This window comes from Desulfosporosinus paludis, assembly GCF_045689965.1.
GTDB lineage: Bacteria > Bacillota > Desulfitobacteriia > Desulfitobacteriales > Desulfitobacteriaceae > Desulfosporosinus > Desulfosporosinus paludis.
Genome location: NZ_CP144211.1, coordinates 2,972,223 through 2,987,953, shown reverse-complemented (window position 1 = coordinate 2,987,953; position 15,731 = coordinate 2,972,223). Strand labels below are relative to the sequence as shown.

Annotated in this window: 14 protein-coding genes; 6 read left to right on the top strand and 8 right to left on the bottom strand. The window is 38.7% G+C overall.

The annotated features are described in order from the left end of the window. Positions 1-178 precede the first annotated feature (178 nt). The 8 genes from rsmG to rpmH form a co-directional block, all read right to left on the bottom strand. Entirely contained in the window at positions 179-898 is a 720-nt protein-coding gene (rsmG, locus tag VZF35_RS15035; protein WP_407306051.1) for a 16S rRNA (guanine(527)-N(7))-methyltransferase RsmG, read from the bottom strand. After that, positions 898-2,802 carry a tRNA uridine-5-carboxymethylaminomethyl(34) synthesis enzyme MnmG gene (gene mnmG / locus VZF35_RS15030; RefSeq protein ID WP_407306049.1) on the bottom strand — a complete coding sequence of 635 codons (1,905 nt, stop codon included), beginning with the start codon at positions 2,800-2,802 and terminating at the stop codon, positions 898-900. The genes rsmG and mnmG overlap by 1 nt, the downstream gene beginning before the upstream one ends. An 8-nt stretch (positions 2,803-2,810) precedes the next feature. Continuing rightward, positions 2,811-4,172 (bottom strand): tRNA uridine-5-carboxymethylaminomethyl(34) synthesis GTPase MnmE, encoded by a 1,362-nt coding sequence (gene mnmE / locus VZF35_RS15025; protein WP_407306046.1) that lies wholly within the window; start codon positions 4,170-4,172, stop codon positions 2,811-2,813. Positions 4,173-4,485: 313 nt separating this feature from the next. Further along, positions 4,486-5,112 (bottom strand): RNA-binding cell elongation regulator Jag/EloR, encoded by a 627-nt coding sequence (gene jag, locus VZF35_RS15020; protein WP_407306043.1) that lies wholly within the window; start codon positions 5,110-5,112, stop codon positions 4,486-4,488. A 30-nt stretch (positions 5,113-5,142) separates the two neighbouring features. Then, positions 5,143-5,817, bottom strand: a complete 675-nt coding sequence (locus VZF35_RS15015) for a YidC/Oxa1 family membrane protein insertase (protein WP_407306040.1) — start codon at positions 5,815-5,817, stop codon at positions 5,143-5,145. 11 nt (positions 5,818-5,828) lie between these two features. Continuing rightward, positions 5,829-6,035: a membrane protein insertion efficiency factor YidD gene (yidD, locus tag VZF35_RS15010; protein ID WP_407306038.1), complete on the bottom strand. Its 207-nt coding sequence runs from the start codon at positions 6,033-6,035 to the stop codon at positions 5,829-5,831. 9 nt (positions 6,036-6,044) lie between these two features. Further along, a complete protein-coding gene (gene rnpA / locus VZF35_RS15005) occupies positions 6,045-6,383 on the bottom strand; it encodes a ribonuclease P protein component (protein WP_407306037.1) in 339 nt (112 codons plus the stop codon). A 128-nt stretch (positions 6,384-6,511) separates the two neighbouring features. Next, positions 6,512-6,646 carry a 50S ribosomal protein L34 gene (gene rpmH / locus VZF35_RS15000; RefSeq protein WP_007777819.1) on the bottom strand — a complete coding sequence of 45 codons (135 nt, stop codon included), beginning with the start codon at positions 6,644-6,646 and terminating at the stop codon, positions 6,512-6,514. A gap of 358 nt (positions 6,647-7,004) precedes the next feature. On the opposite strand from rpmH, the gene dnaA reads away from it, so the two are divergent. From dnaA to gyrA, 6 genes are all read left to right on the top strand, one after another. Then, on the top strand, positions 7,005-8,366 hold the full coding sequence (dnaA, locus tag VZF35_RS14995) for a chromosomal replication initiator protein DnaA (protein ID WP_407306034.1): 1,362 nt from the start codon (positions 7,005-7,007) through the stop codon (positions 8,364-8,366). 261 nt (positions 8,367-8,627) lie between these two features. Then, positions 8,628-9,731: a DNA polymerase III subunit beta gene (gene dnaN / locus VZF35_RS14990; protein WP_407306032.1), complete on the top strand. Its 1,104-nt coding sequence runs from the start codon at positions 8,628-8,630 to the stop codon at positions 9,729-9,731. 10 nt (positions 9,732-9,741) lie between these two features. Then, positions 9,742-10,836 (top strand): DNA replication/repair protein RecF, encoded by a 1,095-nt coding sequence (gene recF / locus VZF35_RS14985; protein ID WP_407306030.1) that lies wholly within the window; start codon positions 9,742-9,744, stop codon positions 10,834-10,836. Continuing rightward, complete coding sequence (remB, locus tag VZF35_RS14980; RefSeq protein WP_407306027.1) at positions 10,837-11,088, top strand: extracellular matrix regulator RemB; 252 nt, start codon at positions 10,837-10,839, stop codon at positions 11,086-11,088. A gap of 153 nt (positions 11,089-11,241) precedes the next feature. Beyond that, a complete protein-coding gene (gene gyrB, locus VZF35_RS14975) occupies positions 11,242-13,176 on the top strand; it encodes a DNA topoisomerase (ATP-hydrolyzing) subunit B (protein ID WP_407306024.1) in 1,935 nt (644 codons plus the stop codon). Between the two features lie 14 nt (positions 13,177-13,190). Then, positions 13,191-15,683, top strand: coding sequence for a DNA gyrase subunit A (gyrA, locus tag VZF35_RS14970; RefSeq protein WP_407306022.1), 2,493 nt, complete (start codon positions 13,191-13,193; stop codon positions 15,681-15,683). Positions 15,684-15,731: the final 48 nt, after the last annotated feature.

Genomic DNA, 15,731 nt, shown 5'->3' with positions numbered 1-15,731 from the left:
CGAAGAGAGTCGCTTCGGGCATCAGCCAAGTTTTCCTTCGCTTATACGTCAATCAAATGTATAATTCGACGTAAATCTCATATTACCTTCAAATTAAGGATAAAAAGAGCTTTACTCCATTAAAGTAAAGCTCAGAATATTCATGAATCAAGGAGCTGATTTAGTAATTACAAAGGAATCATAAAATCGGGTGTTTAGCCGGAGTTCCAGCTTTACGAGGATAGTCTAGAGGTGTATCCTTGATTTTTTTAATAACAATAACTGCCCGATGTTCCGCACTTTCACCAAGGCTATAACTTTGAAGCTTATCAACGACGCCGCCTAACACTTTCAAGGCAGAGATAGATTCATCTAATTCTTCCTGAGCCTGTAAACCCTTGGGAGAAAGAAACAACCCCTTAACCTTTAGTATTGGAAGTGCAAACTCCAGAAGGACAGGCAGTCTTGCAACTGCTCTAGAGGTCACAGTGTCAAATTGACCTCGATAGCGATGATCTCGGCCAAAATCTTCAGCTCGAGCATGAATAGTTCTTGTACCTTTCAAATTTAGGCGAGAAATAACAATATCAATAAAGTCTAAACGTTTTTTTAGAGAATCTATCAGAGACACGTCCAATTCAGGCCTAAGAATTTTCAATGGAATCCCTGGAAAACCTGCTCCCGTTCCCAAATCTACAAATTTAGTTCCCTGAATATAGTTGGCAAGCATCATAGAGTCTATAAAATGTTTTAGTATAATTTCATAGGGGTCAGTAATTCTAGTAAGGTTCAATTTCTGATTCCAATCGAGCAACAAATCACCGAAGAGACATAGGCTTTGAACTTGCTGGTCTGACAACTCACTGCCTAAATGCAGCTTAGTTAAGTTCTGAATTTGAGAGGCATATTCTTGGAACATTACCTTTTTCCCCCTCGTTGCCGTTGCTCAAGGAAAACAAGCAGAACAGAAATATCAGCGGGGCTTACGCCAGTGATTCTAGAAGCCTGCCCTAGGCTATGAGGACGTACTTCGATAAGCCGTTGTCTCCCTTCAGTGGATAAACCCTTTAATTCACCATAGTCGAAATCCTTAGGCAAGACCCTATCTTCCATTTTGGCGAATTTCTCGATATCTTCCCACTGTTTTTCAATATAGCCGGCATATTTTGTTTCAATAACTGCTTCCTCTAAAACTTCTTTATCATAATTCTCTAGTTGTGGAAGAAGCTGAATCATATGATCTAAGGTGATTTCCGGTCTGCGTATCAAATCTCGAGCGCTTATCCCCCCACTAGTTGGAGTTGACTCCGCACTCTCCATTACAGTTCTTAAGGTATGATTGTTAGGGGAAAAGACAGTGGACTTCCAAATATTAATAATAGTTTCAAAGTTTTCCTTTTTTTTCTGAAAACGCTCCCAGCGCTTGTCATCGACTAAGCCTAGGAACCGTCCTTTTTCAGTTAATCTAAGATCAGCATTATCCTGTCTCAGAACTAAACGATATTCAGCACGAGATGTCAACAGGCGATATGGTTCTTTTACTCCTTTAGTAACTAAATCATCAACCATGACACCTAAATAACCATCAGAACGGCGAAGAACAAAAGGTTCTTTGCCTAAAGAACGCATTGCAGCATTAATACCAGCTATCAAACCTTGGGCAGCCGCTTCTTCATAGCCAGATGTCCCGTTTAATTGACCGGCAGTAAATAACCCCGGCATTTGTCGGACTTCTAGGCCCATCGTTAACTGGTGGGGGAAAACATAATCATATTCAATAGCATAACCAGGGCGAAGCATTTTAACATGCCTTAGTCCAGGTATACTTTGCAGAATCTGAACCTGAACCTCCTCCGGCATACTGGTCGACAAACCCGCAACATAAAGTTCATCAGTATTCCATCCTTCAGGTTCCAGGAAAATTTGGTGAGCTTCACGTTCTGCAAAACGAACAACCTTATCTTCAATGGAAGGGCAATAGCGTGGACCAATCCCCTCAATCTTTCCAGAGTAAAGAGGAGCGCGAAAGAGATTTTCACGAATAATTTCATGAGTTTCCTTTGATGTATAACCGAGCCAACAAGCAATTTGAAGTGATGGATCCTTGTGCCAGAAAATACTCTCTGTTGGCAAAAACGAAAAGGACCATAAAGAGTCATCACCAGGTTGGATACGAAACTGGGAATAATCAACAGAATGACGATGAATTCTTGGAGGAGTTCCAGTCTTAAATCTGCCCAATTCAATGCCATGTTCTTTAAGAGACTCTGAGAGGCTTAGTGCCGGCATCTGTCCATTCGGACCACCCTCATACATCGAATCACCAAGAATAATTCTTCCTCTGAGGTAAGTACCACTCGTCAAGACAATATTTGGAGACTCAAAACGTGCCCCAGTTCTTGTCACGACACCAGCAGCTTGATGCTTATCTACCACAATACGTTCAACTAACCCTTGGGCAACTGTAAGATTAGGTTGTTTTAATAAGACCGCTCGCATCTGATTCTGATAAGCTTGTTTATCGGATTGCACGCGTAAAGCATAAACGGCCGGACCTTTTCCGGTGTTTAACATCTTGACTTGTAAAGAAGTTTCGTCCGCATTGATACCCATTTGACCACCGAGTGCATCAATTTCACGAACCAAATGTCCCTTCGCAGGCCCTCCAATTGATGGATTGCAAGGCATATGGGCAATTGTATCTAAATTTAATGTTAGCAACAATGTTTCACGCCCCAAACGGGCAGCAGCAAGAGCCGCTTCACAACCAGCATGTCCTGCACCAACTACAATAACATCATAGTTTCCAGCAAAATATTCCAAGGCTGAACCTACTTTCCAATGCAAAATCGTGCGAAAATATCTTCGAGCAATGATTCTTGGACATTATGTCCGGTTATCTCGGAAATGTATTGAAGAGCTTGACGAATATCAATAGAAAGAATATCCCATGGCATTGAGAGGTGCAAACTAACCTTAGCTTGTGTCAGAGCAGCATGACAATGCTCTAAAGAAGAAATCTGACGAATGTTCGAAAGAAAGGAATCATCTTTATTAGCAACCTCTCCTTGATAAACTCTCTTCCTTATCTCCTCTTCCAGTTCACTAAAGCCGATATGTTGTAGGATTGAAAAAGGTATCCAACAACTGCTATGTTCCATAGTAATTGCCTCATTAATATTTAATAAATCAATTTTGTTAACAAGAACAATTACCTTTTCGGAATACTCATTAAGAATATACATTTCATCTTCAGAAAGAGGAATGTTTGCTTGTACTACTAATAAAATGAGTTCAGCAGTTTTTAAGGCCTTCCACGTTCTCTCGATCCCGAGACGTTCAACGACGTCTTGAGTTTCCCAAATTCCGGCAGTATCCACCAACTGCAAGAGTATTCCTCCTACACTGACAGATTCTCTGATTTCATCGCGGGTTGTGCCAGGAATATTTGTCACAATAGCCCGCTCTTCTTGAAGCAAAGCATTAAGCAAACTAGATTTACCAACATTTGGCCTACCTACAATGACCGTGAGAAGTCCTTCCCGTATAATTTTTCCTGTCTTACTTCCTAATAAGAGATTTTCACTTAAAATTAAAACATCCGTCAAATTTTTTTCCAAAGTTTCTCGATCTAGACTTTCAACATCATCCTCAGGAAAATCAATCCCTGCTTCGATAAACGCCATGATTTTCAAAATATCTTCTCTAAGGCTCAAAATTTTCTGGGACAATCCACCGCTTAACTGAGACAACGCTAAATTAGCCGACATCTCTGTACGGGAACTGATTAAATCAATGATCGCCTCTGCCTGTACTAGATCCAGTTTACCATTTAAAAAAGCTCTCTTGGAAAATTCTCCAGCTTCGGCAGCATGAGCACCATGACGAAGACAAGCACGCAAAATTCTCTGAGCGACAAAAGGCCCACCGTGACAATTTATTTCGTAGACATCTTCACCGGTAAATGAACCGGGAGCCAACATTTTGCCAAGCAGGACTTCGTCAAGAATATGACCTTCATCTCGAAAGAAACCTAAGTTAAGTGAGAAATTTTCTCCACGCAACCATCGTTCTTTTGATCGAGGCTCAAAACATTCTTCTATAATTCTTCCCGCTTCAGGCCCACTTAGCCTGATAATATGGACACTTGCCTCACCCATTGCTGTAGCCATTGCCACAATAGTTTCTTCCACCTGATCATCTCCTATTAATTAACGAATGACTACTAAAATCTTAAACGTTAAAGTATCCCTAAACTAATGCAAGTATCAATAATATCAAAATTTAGACCACTGATCTATGATTTTATGCTGTGGGCCGAATGAACAATTAACCTTTAAAAAGTTAAAAAAACTTAGCGGGCGGCCGCCATAATTGCACTTATACTTCAGAAAGTATGCAACGAAATGTTAGACTTTCTGATTATATAAAAAAGAGGGGACTCTTCCCCTCAACCTTAATCTTTATCCTAAAACCATTAAGTTGGAAGGTGGTTAAAAATACACTTTAACCTCTTTTAAGAGCAATGACTACACGACGGTTGGGATCATCACCCTCACTAAAGGTAGATATTCTGATATCATCCTGCAAAGAAGTGTGAATAATTCTTCGTTCATGGGGATTCATAGGTTCTAAAACAATTCTAACACCCGTTCGCTTGACTTTTTCAGACAATCGTTTAGCTAAACGAATCAGTGTCTCTTCACGGCGCAATCGATATCCTTCTACATCAACAATAATTCGAATCCGTTCAGATAACTTCTTTGCGACTGCTAAGTTTGTCAAATACTGTAATGCATCCAGAGTATCTCCTCGACGGCCAATTAATATGCCAAGCTCTGGCCCGGTAATATTGATATGCCAGTTTTCAGCATCTTTGTCGACTTGAGTATCTGCTTTAACTCCCATAGCCTGACAAACATTATTAATAAACTCAGTTGCCAAATGACCAGGATTATCTTCATAAGAGACTCTAACTCTAGCAAGTCTTGTTCCAAAGAGACCGAACAAGCCTTTTTTAGTAGGTTCCTCAAGAACTTCAACATTGACATATTGACGATCAACGGCTAATTCCTGAACTCCAGCTGCGATCGCTTCTTCAACCGTTTTTCCGGTTTTCTCTGCAACCCTCATGAACGATCCTCCTCACGTCTTCCCCAATATCTATGCTGCGCTTTTCTTTTGATTCGACAATCTACGATTGATATATAGTTGTTGAAGAATCGAGACACAGTTCATAGTTACCCAATATAAAGCCAAACCAGACGGTACCGTGGCGCTAATATAGGCGAAAAATAACGGCATTATATACAACATCGTCTTTTGAGTTGGATCTGTCGATGCATTTGGATTCGTTACTTTTGTTTGAAAATAAGTTGTGGCAGCAGCAAACAAAGGTAAGATAATATGATAAGTCGGACTAAATCCATAGATTTTTGTCAAATCAAATCCTAAAAACCAATGCGCAGAAGCAGCCGAAGCACCATAAGGGAAATTTCGGAGAGTGCTATATAAACCCCAAAAAATTGGTAACTGCACAACAATAGGAAGACAACCACCCATTGGATTTACTTTATGCTCCTTATACAATTCCATAACTTCAGCATTAGCTTTTTCTTTATCATTCTTATGCTTTGCCTGAATCGCTTTGATTTTCGGCTGAAGATCAACTGTTTTGCGCATCGAAGCCATTTGTTTATAGGTTAAAGGATAGATGATCGTTTTAATTAAAATCGTTAAAAGGATAATCGCAACACCATAATTAGGAAGCCCCACGGCGGAAGACAGATTATAAAGTATATTTAATAAATATGTCATCCATTGTACAATAATGTTCACAAAAGCCCTCCTTAAACTGGATCATGCCCTCCAGGGTGAAACGGATGGCATTTTAAAATTCTGACGATTGATTTATAACTTCCTCGAAAAAGACCATACTTCTGTAACGCCTGAATAGAGTATTCTGAACATGTCGGGTAAAAACGACATGTTTGCCCTTTTAGAGGAGAAATAAATTTCTGGTAAAAGCGCAGCACCAATACTAATAAACATTTCACATTAACGACTCATTTCAAAATTAAAGCATTTGCTCTTTTCAACATCATCATGATAGACGTTTCGACTTCAATAAAGGAAACTCCTCTGATATTGGCTCTTGCAATAAAAATAATTTGCAAATCAGGTTTAATTTCCGAGATATGTAATCGAACGACCTCCCGTAAAAGTCTCTTAGCACGATTTCGTTGAACTGAATTGCCAACTTTTTTCGAAGCAATAAATCCAAAAGTTTGTTTATTTCCTTTTAAGATATAGGCAGCGGCATGTTTTACAGAAAAATTCTTCCCATTTGTAAATATTGCTTGAAAGCCTGATTTCTTTCGTAAACGTAATTCTCTTTTAAGCATAATTCCTCCAGGCTTACATCCGTGACAATTCCTTCATATTTTAACTCCAGAAGACAATATTTAAACCTTTTATGGTCCTTTGGAGCATATTATTTATTGATTTAAAAAAAGGCCACATAATTGCGGCCTTAAACTGACAACTTCTTCCGACCTTTTAATCGACGGCGTTTTATCACATTTCGCCCTGTTGGCGTACTCATTCGACTTAGAAAACCATGAACTCGCTTATGACGGCGATTCTTTGGTTGATATGTTCTCTTCAATTTAAAGACACCTCCTTTATACCCATAAAAAAGAAACATCAAAGGCAACAGACTTACTTAAAGATTATACTCTAATAATTTTTAATCTGTCAAGCAAGGTTCCACTACAAGATGTGGATAACATAAAGCGTTTTTAAGTTATCCACTGTGAATAATTTAATAAAACCCCATATCTTCCTGTTGATAACCCTCTGAAAACTTGATATTATAGTTTCACACCAGCTTAAGGCAACTGCAAACTTGTTTTTTATTATCCACAGTTCGCAATTAGATCAAGTTATCCACAAATGTGTATAAGTTTGTGTATAACTTTTTTATTGTCATTAATCTTACATTCTTAGACAAGGGAGGTCCATTCATGCCACCACAACCAATCTCACCCCAATTATTGTGGCAGGAAACACTTGAAAAACTGAAAACCGAACTAACCAGACCGAGCTTCGAAACATGGTTAAGTTCCACCCAACTTTTGACGATAGATGGGGATACTTTAGTGATCAGTGTTCCTAATGATTTTGCTAAAGATTGGTTGGAAAGTCGTTATGCATCTTTAATCCGATCCTCTGTACAATCAGTGTTAGGCCACTCTGTAAGCCTCCGTTTCATTATCCCATCCCCTGAGGAATCTATCGCTGAAGAACCGAACCCCCCATCAGCGATATCCGAAACTGTTTTAAAACAGAATGAACCTTTGCCAAACTCTCTTAATGCCAAATACACGTTTGATACCTTTGTCATCGGCAATAGTAATCGTTTTGCACATGCTGCATCACTTGCCGTTGCGGAATCACCCGCAAAATCTTATAACCCACTGTTCATTTATGGTGGCGTGGGTTTAGGAAAAACTCATCTTATGCATGCTATAGGTCATCACGTCCTTCAACGTTCACCTAATACGAGAGTTCTCTATGTTTCAAGCGAAAAGTTTACCAATGAACTTATTGACTCAATTCGCGATGAAAACTCTATTGAATTTCGCAATCATTATAGAAATGTGGACATTCTTTTAATTGATGATATTCAGTTTTTAGCGGGAAAAGAACGCACTCAAGAGGAGTTTTTCCATACATTTAATGCGCTTCACGAGGCCAATAAACAAATTATTATCTCCTCAGACCGTCCTCCTAAAGAAATTCCAACCTTAGAGGATCGTTTACGTTCAAGGTTTGAATGGGGTCTTATCACGGATATCCAAGCCCCAGATCTAGAAACTAGAATTGCTATCTTAAGAAAAAAAGCTAAAGTTGAAAATTTACAAGTTTCGAATGAGGTCATGGTTTACATCGCTGATAAAATACATACCAACATTCGAGAACTTGAAGGAGCTTTAATTAGAGTCATCGCTTTTGCTTCACTAAGCTCGATGCCTGTCACTGCTGAAGTTGCTATGGAGGCTCTTAAGGACATTTTACCTACCAATAACTCTAAGCAAATTACGATTGATTCAATTCAGAAAGCTGTAGCAGAATATTTTCACCTATCCCCTAATGAATTTAAAGCAAAGAAACGAACTCGTGCTGTCGCCTTTCCTCGCCAAATTGCCATGTATCTATCACGTCAATTAACCGATTCCTCTCTGCCTAAGATAGGTGACGAATTTGGCGGAAGAGACCATACAACAGTTATGCATGCCCAAGAAAAAATATCTCAGGCTATACAAAATGATCCGTTATTAGAAAAAAAGATTAATGAAATGATTCAACGGATTCAAAATGAATAGAGAAAAGATATCGTTAAGATTCTTATGTGGATAACTTGTTTACATTATCTTAATAAATTCAGAGCATCTTATTGTTTGTGGACATGTGGATAAAACTTATCCGTTTGTCCACCCATTTTTCAACATCCATAAATTCAGGGTTTCTGCCTATATATTCTACTTATCCACAAGTTGACAAGGGATACTACTATAACTACTATTTATTATCTTATTAATACTTAACTCAATTTAGAACAGGGAAAATTTTTAGGAGGATTCAGTATGAAAATCTTCTGCTCAAAGGATTCACTTCTTTCCGGAGTAAATGCCGTACAGCGGGCAGTATCTAGTAAGAATACATTACCCGTCCTTTCCGGGATCTTAATAAGCGCCGAACAACAATGCCTGCGTTTTGCAGCAACAGATCTTGAGCTGGGAATCCGTTGTGAAGTTCCTGCTCAGGTTGAAGAAGAGGGGGTTATTGTTGTTCCGGCGAAACTTTTTGCTGAAGTTGTTCGTAAATTACCAGATACAACAATAACAATAAAAGAACAAGATGGATCTATTACTATATATTATTATCAGTCAGAAATTACGTTAAGAGGATATGATCCGGAAGAATATCCCCTACTTCCAGATTTGATCGAACCAGTTTCTTTTAGCATTCCTACAGTAGTTTTCAAGAACATGATAAGACAAACGATATTTTCATGTGCTGTTGAAGAAAATAGACCGGTCTTTAACGGGACTCTTTTACAAATTGAAGGTTCCAACCTCCGCCTTGTCGCGACAGATACTCATCGACTGGCTTATAGTATTTCAGAGATAGAAAATCCTGAAGATGCAAGTTTTAGCGGGATTATACCTGCTAAAACTTTGTCGGAAATATATCGGTTACTACGTGATGAGGATGAATACTTATTAATTAGTTTTAATAAAACCCAAGTTGTTTTTCAATTTGGCTTAATCTTTCTAGTCTCAAGATTAATTGAAGGAATGTTTCCTAATTATAAACAAGTCATCCCTCAAACTTGTGAAACTAAAATTAACCTTTCTGTTAGAAATTTTTTAGAAGCCGTTGAAAGAGCTTCATTGTTATCACATGATAAGAGTGGGGCAAATATTATTCGAATTAAAGTTGAAAGTACACAATTAAGAATTGATCAGACGACAGAATTGGGTAAAATTTCTGAGCAAGTAGAGATCTCTACACAAGGTAAAGATGTTATGATTGCATTTAATGCCAAATTTTTAATTGATGCTTTAAAAGTTATCGACAGTGACCAGATAATGTTCGAACTTTCGGGACCCTATAGCCCGGGTGTCATGCGCCCTTTAGACAATCCGAATTATCTCTATCTTGTATTACCTGTTAGAATGTCTTAAGTTTAAAACGATGAATATTAACAATTTCCATTTACAAAACTTTCGTAACTATGACGACGAATCTGTTCAATTTATGCCTGGTATTAATGTATTAATAGGGAATAATGGGCAAGGCAAAACAAATATTATCGAAGGAATTTATTATCTTTTAACTGGAAAATCCTATCGAGTACAACGTGAACATGAACTTTTAAAATGGGATCAACAGGAGTTCCATCTTTATGGTGATTTTATTGCAAATCACCATAAAATCTTCTTAGAGAGCCACTATAAAGACCGAAAAAAACGTGTGAAAATTAATCAAGTTTCTTGTCAGCGTTTATCAGATTTTGTCGGTACAATTAACGTCATCTTTTTTTCGCCCGATGATCTTGTCATGATTAAAGGTGGACCTTCTGAACGAAGAAGATTTTTAGATTTGCATATTGCTCAGATTCGACCTGGATATGTAAGTATTCTAAATGCTTATAACAAAGTGATTCAACAAAAGAGTGCTCTCTTAAAAGCACACATTGAACGATCTTCAAAATATGCTCAATTACAACTCTGGAATAAGCAAATCATTGAATTGAGCGAGAAAATCGTTCTGCAGCGTGTAGAGCTAACCAATCGGATTCAAGAAGTTGCTGATCAAATTTATGTAAATCTAACGTCTCAAAAGGAAAAACTAAAAATTCATTATTATGCTTTAGGTAAAAAGGATTTTCAAGAGGCTCTTTCAGAATTGCCACAATTCCTAGATCAGAAAATGGATCAGGAAATAGAACGACAGATGGTTCTCGTCGGACCTCACCGTGATGATTTGCATATCCTTTTAGATGAAAAACCTGCACGTCTTTATGCTTCACAAGGTCAACAGCGTTCTATGGTTTTGAGTTTGAAACTAGGAGAATTAGAAATAATACGTCGAGAAAAGGGAGAATATCCCCTTCTTTTGTTAGATGATGTTTTGTCTGAACTTGATAGTTTCAGGAGAAACTATTTAATAAAGTTTATTGAGTCTTCAAGTATTCAGACATTGATAACTATGACGGGCGCTGAGAGTCGTCTTGATGACGGTGCACTATATCATGTTGAACAAGGGCATATAAGGAGGGAACGGTAAATGTATTTGCATCTTGGCAGTGATGTACTGATTAAAAAGGATAAAGTTGTAGCAATTATTGACCTTGAAATAGCATCAGAAGGGAAGATTAATAATAATTTTCTAAGTAACATTAAAGATAACCATAATCTTACCTATATCTCTGAGCCTGGTAAGGAAAAATCCTTGATCATTACAAATGACAATTACTTTTTGTCTCCCATTTCTTCGACTACATTATTTAAACGATCTTTTTTTGCGATTGATGAGTAGTGAGTATTAAAAAATTGCAAAAATATGTGCCGCTGAGTGTCGTATTTCAAAAAAGACGTTTAGTGGCAATGTTCCATTGGTAAGGAAATTGAAACATTTTTTGATTTAGTGTACAATAATAAGGTTGAAGGTATATTTTGGGAGGAAACAGCTTTGGAAGAAAATACAGATTTCAATATTCAAGATCCAAGTGACAATTATAATGCGGGGCAAATTGAAGTTCTTGAAGGACTAGAAGCTGTACGTAAACGCCCTGGTATGTATATTGGTTCAACGAGCAGCCGAGGCCTCCACCATCTTGTCTATGAGATTGTTGACAACAGTATTGATGAAGCGTTGGCTGGTGTTTGTGATCAAATTGACGTTTTTATTCATAAGGGCAACAGCATTACTGTAGTTGATAATGGGCGAGGGATACCTGTAGATATCCACCCTAAAATGGGTAAACCTACAGTAGAAGTGTGTTTGACGGTATTACATGCCGGTGGAAAATTTGGCGGTAGTGAAAGTGCCTATAAAGTTTCAGGTGGTTTGCATGGAGTAGGTTTAAGTGTTGTAAATGCTTTATCACAATGGCTTACTGTCGAAGTTTCTAAAGGGGGACATGTTTTCCATCAAGAATACGCCAAAGGAAAGCCTACTTCTGAACTTATCGATATAGGTGCTACAGAAAAAACAGGAACGAAAATATTCTTTATGCCTGATCCGGAAATTTTTGAAGACACAGTCTATGATTTTGATATTTTAGCACATAGGCTTCGTGAACTTTCATTTTTGAACAAAAGCGTAAAAATTAATCTCTATGATGAGCGTACTGACGTTAAAGAAACATTTTTTCATACAGGCGGTATCCAAGATTTTGTCATTTATCTTAATAAGAATAAGGATTGTTTACATCCTCAGCCCGTCTTTATTGAAACCACAAAAGATCAAGTACAAGTAGAAGTATGTATCCAATACAATGATAGTTATTCCGAAAATCTGTATTCTTATGCTAATAATATTAATACTCAAGAAGGCGGCACCCATGAAGCAGGATTTAAATCTGCCTTAACTCGAGTCATTAATGATTATGCGCGCAAAAGTAACTTATTAAAGCCCTCTGATTCAAATTTGTCCGGTGATGATATTCGGGAAGGGTTAACCGCAGTTATATCAGTAAAAGTCCCTGACCCTCAGTTTGAGGGGCAGACAAAGACAAAACTTGGAAACAGTGAAATTCGAGGTATTGTTGACTCGGCAACTGGAGAAGGGCTCAGTATTTTTCTTGAGGAAAATCCAGCGCTGGCGAGAAAATTTATTGACAAATCTGTTCAAGCTGCACGTGCACGGGATGCTGCTCGTAAAGCGAGAGAGTTAACCCGACGCAAAAGCGCTCTGGAGGGAACTTCTTTACCGGGTAAATTAGCAGATTGTTCTTGGAAAGAACCCGATCTCTGTGAAATGTATCTTGTGGAGGGTGATAGTGCAGGGGGTTCCGCGAAACAAGGACGGGACCGACGTTTTCAAGCTATCTTGCCGTTGCGGGGGAAGATCTTAAATGTAGAAAAAGCCAGACTCGATAGGATCTTAGGAAATGCTGAAATCAGAGCGATGATTACAGCGATGGGAGCAGGTATCTCGGATGATTTTGATATTAGCAAGGCTCGGTATAATAAACTGATCATAATGACGGATGCTGATGTTGATGGTGCACACATTCGGACCCTGTTATTAACGTTCTTTTATCGATATATGAAGCCGTTAATTGAAAATCACTATGTATATATTGCCCAGCCTCCTCTTTTTAAGGTAAAAAAAGGAAGAGAAATACAATATGCTTATTCTGATAATGAACTCAACAAGATTTTAGATAAAATAGGCCGAGAAAAAGTTGAGATTCAGCGGTATAAAGGTTTAGGAGAGATGAATCCTGAACAGTTATGGGAAACTACAATGGATCCAGCAAAACGCACAATTTTACAGGTGACGATTGAGGATGCCATCAGATCCGAAGAAATGTTTTCTATGTTAATGGGTGATAAGGTCGAACCACGGCGTGATTTTATTCATCGTCACGCTAAAGATGTACGTAATTTGGATACTTAAAGGAGTGCTCATTCATGGCGGATGAAATCCAAGGGGGAAAAGTTCTACCCGTTGAAATTGCGGATGAAATGCGAAAGTCCTTCATTGACTATTCTATGAGTGTTATTGTCAGTCGGGCATTGCCTGATGTTCGAGATGGGCTGAAACCGGTTCACCGCAGAATTCTTTATACTCTTCATGAATTAGGTATGACCCCGAATAAACCTTATAGTAAATCAGCAAGGCTTGTCGGGGATTGTATGGCTAAATTTCACCCACACGGAGATAGCTCGATCTATGATGCTGTAGTACGGATGGATCAGGATTTTGCCAGTCGTTATCCACTAATTGACGGACATGGAAATTTCGGATCAATTGACGGGGATTCCGCTGCAGCAATGCGTTATACAGAACTGCGCATGGCTAAACTAGCTACGTATATGTTAGCGGATATCGATAAGGATACGATCGACTTTACTCCAAACTATGATGAGAAACAAGATGAACCTACAGTATTACCAGCTAAATTTCCCAATTTGTTGGTGAATGGCTCTTCAGGAATTGCTGTGGGCATGGCAACAAATATACCACCTCATAATTTGAACGAAGTTATTGATGCCACGGTTGCTTTATTAGATAATCCTGAGCTATCCAGTATGGACTTAATGAATTATGTTAAGGGTCCTGACTTTCCGACGGGCGGAACAATTATGGGTTATGAAGGAATTCGATCTGCCTATACGACAGGCAGAGGTTCCATCAAAACTCGGGCTAAGGCGACAATTGAGGACATGGAGAAATCCGGAAAGATGAGGATTGTCGTTACAGAAATCCCTTTCATGGTTAATAAGGCTAGATTAATTGAGAAAATTGCCGAACTAGTACGGGATAAAAAGCTCGATGGGATTACAGACTTGAGAGATGAGTCTGACCGTTCAGGAATGCGCATTGCGATTGAATTGAGACGAGATGTTAATCCTCAAATTATTTTAAATCAGCTGTATAAACACACTCAAATGGAAGAAACCTTCGGTGTCAATCTGTTAGCGCTGGTTAACAATCAGCCTAGAGTTCTGACTCTTAAGGATATGATCCATTACTTTATTGAACACCAAAAGGATGTTATCGTTCGGAGAACAAGATTTGAACTAAATAAAGCTGAAGCAGAGGCCCATATCGTTGAGGGGTTGAGAATTGCTCTAGATCACATTGACGAAGTTATTGAAACGATTCGTTCTTCAGAAGATGAGACGAACGCGCGAGAAAATTTGTCGAGTCGTTTTGGCTTAAGTGAGAAACAGGCTCAGGCGATTGTGGATATGCGCTTGAAACGTTTAACAGGACTAGAACGTGAGAAGTTGGAAAATCAATATCATGATCTTATGACAACAATTTCTTATCTTAGGTCTGTTCTTGCATCATCGAGCATGGTTATTGAAATTATTAAAAATGAAATCAATGAAATTAAACAGAAATTCGGAGATCCTCGACGGACTATGATTACGATCGATGTCAGTAAGATGGATATTGAAGATCTGATAGCTGAAGAAGAGGTTGTCATTACAGTAACCCACTATGGTTATATAAAACGCTTGCCTTTGAATACGTATAAAAGTCAGAATCGGGGCGGTAAGGGTGTCCATGGGATGGCCACCAAAGAGCTGGACTTTGTAGAACATCTTTTTATCACAACTACACACCAGTATATTCTCTTTTTTACGTCACAAGGTAAAGTGTATCGTCTCAAGGCTCATGAGATTCCAGAGGCTAGTCGAACCGGCAAGGGAACTGCAGTTATCAATCTCTTGAGTTTAGGTCAAGATGAAATGATTACAGCGGTTATGGCTATTAAAGATTACAGTTCGGATTATTTCTTGATTACAGCCACTAAAAAAGGCATCTTGAAGAAAACGGCACTTCAAGAATACGATTCTTCTCGTCGGGAAGGTTTAATCGCTTTAACCCTTGATGAAGGAGATGAATTGATAGGAGTGAAGTTAACCCAAGGCTTAGATGACATTTTATTGGCAACGCGGAAGGGAATTGCGATTCGTTTCCCTCAAGCGGAGGTAAGATATATGGGTCGAACAGCGCGGGGCGTAAAAGGAATAAAACTTGAAGAAAACGATGAAGTTGTGGGCATGGATGTCATTGGAGATGAAGGCGAACTTTTAACTATGAGTGAAAATGGTTTTGCCAAACGTACAGATCTTAAAGAATTTAGGGTTCAAGGGCGGGGTGGCAAAGGTATCATTGTGATGAAGTTAAATGCTAAAACAGGTATGCTCATAGGTGTTAAAGTAGTACAAGTGGAAGATGAACTTATGGTTATCACGAATAATGGAATTATGCTGCGTATCCAAGTATCAAGTATCTCGAATCAAGGACGTACTGCTCACGGAGTTTTGACCATGCGAACCGGAGATGACAGCTCAGTGGTCGCCATGGCAAAGGTTGCCATGAGAGAAGACGACAGTCCTGAAGATACGGATTCAGTGGATTCTGACGAACTTGAGACTGAGGATTAAATTGACAAAGTTTACGCTAGGTGTTACCATGTCTGAAATTAATCCTAG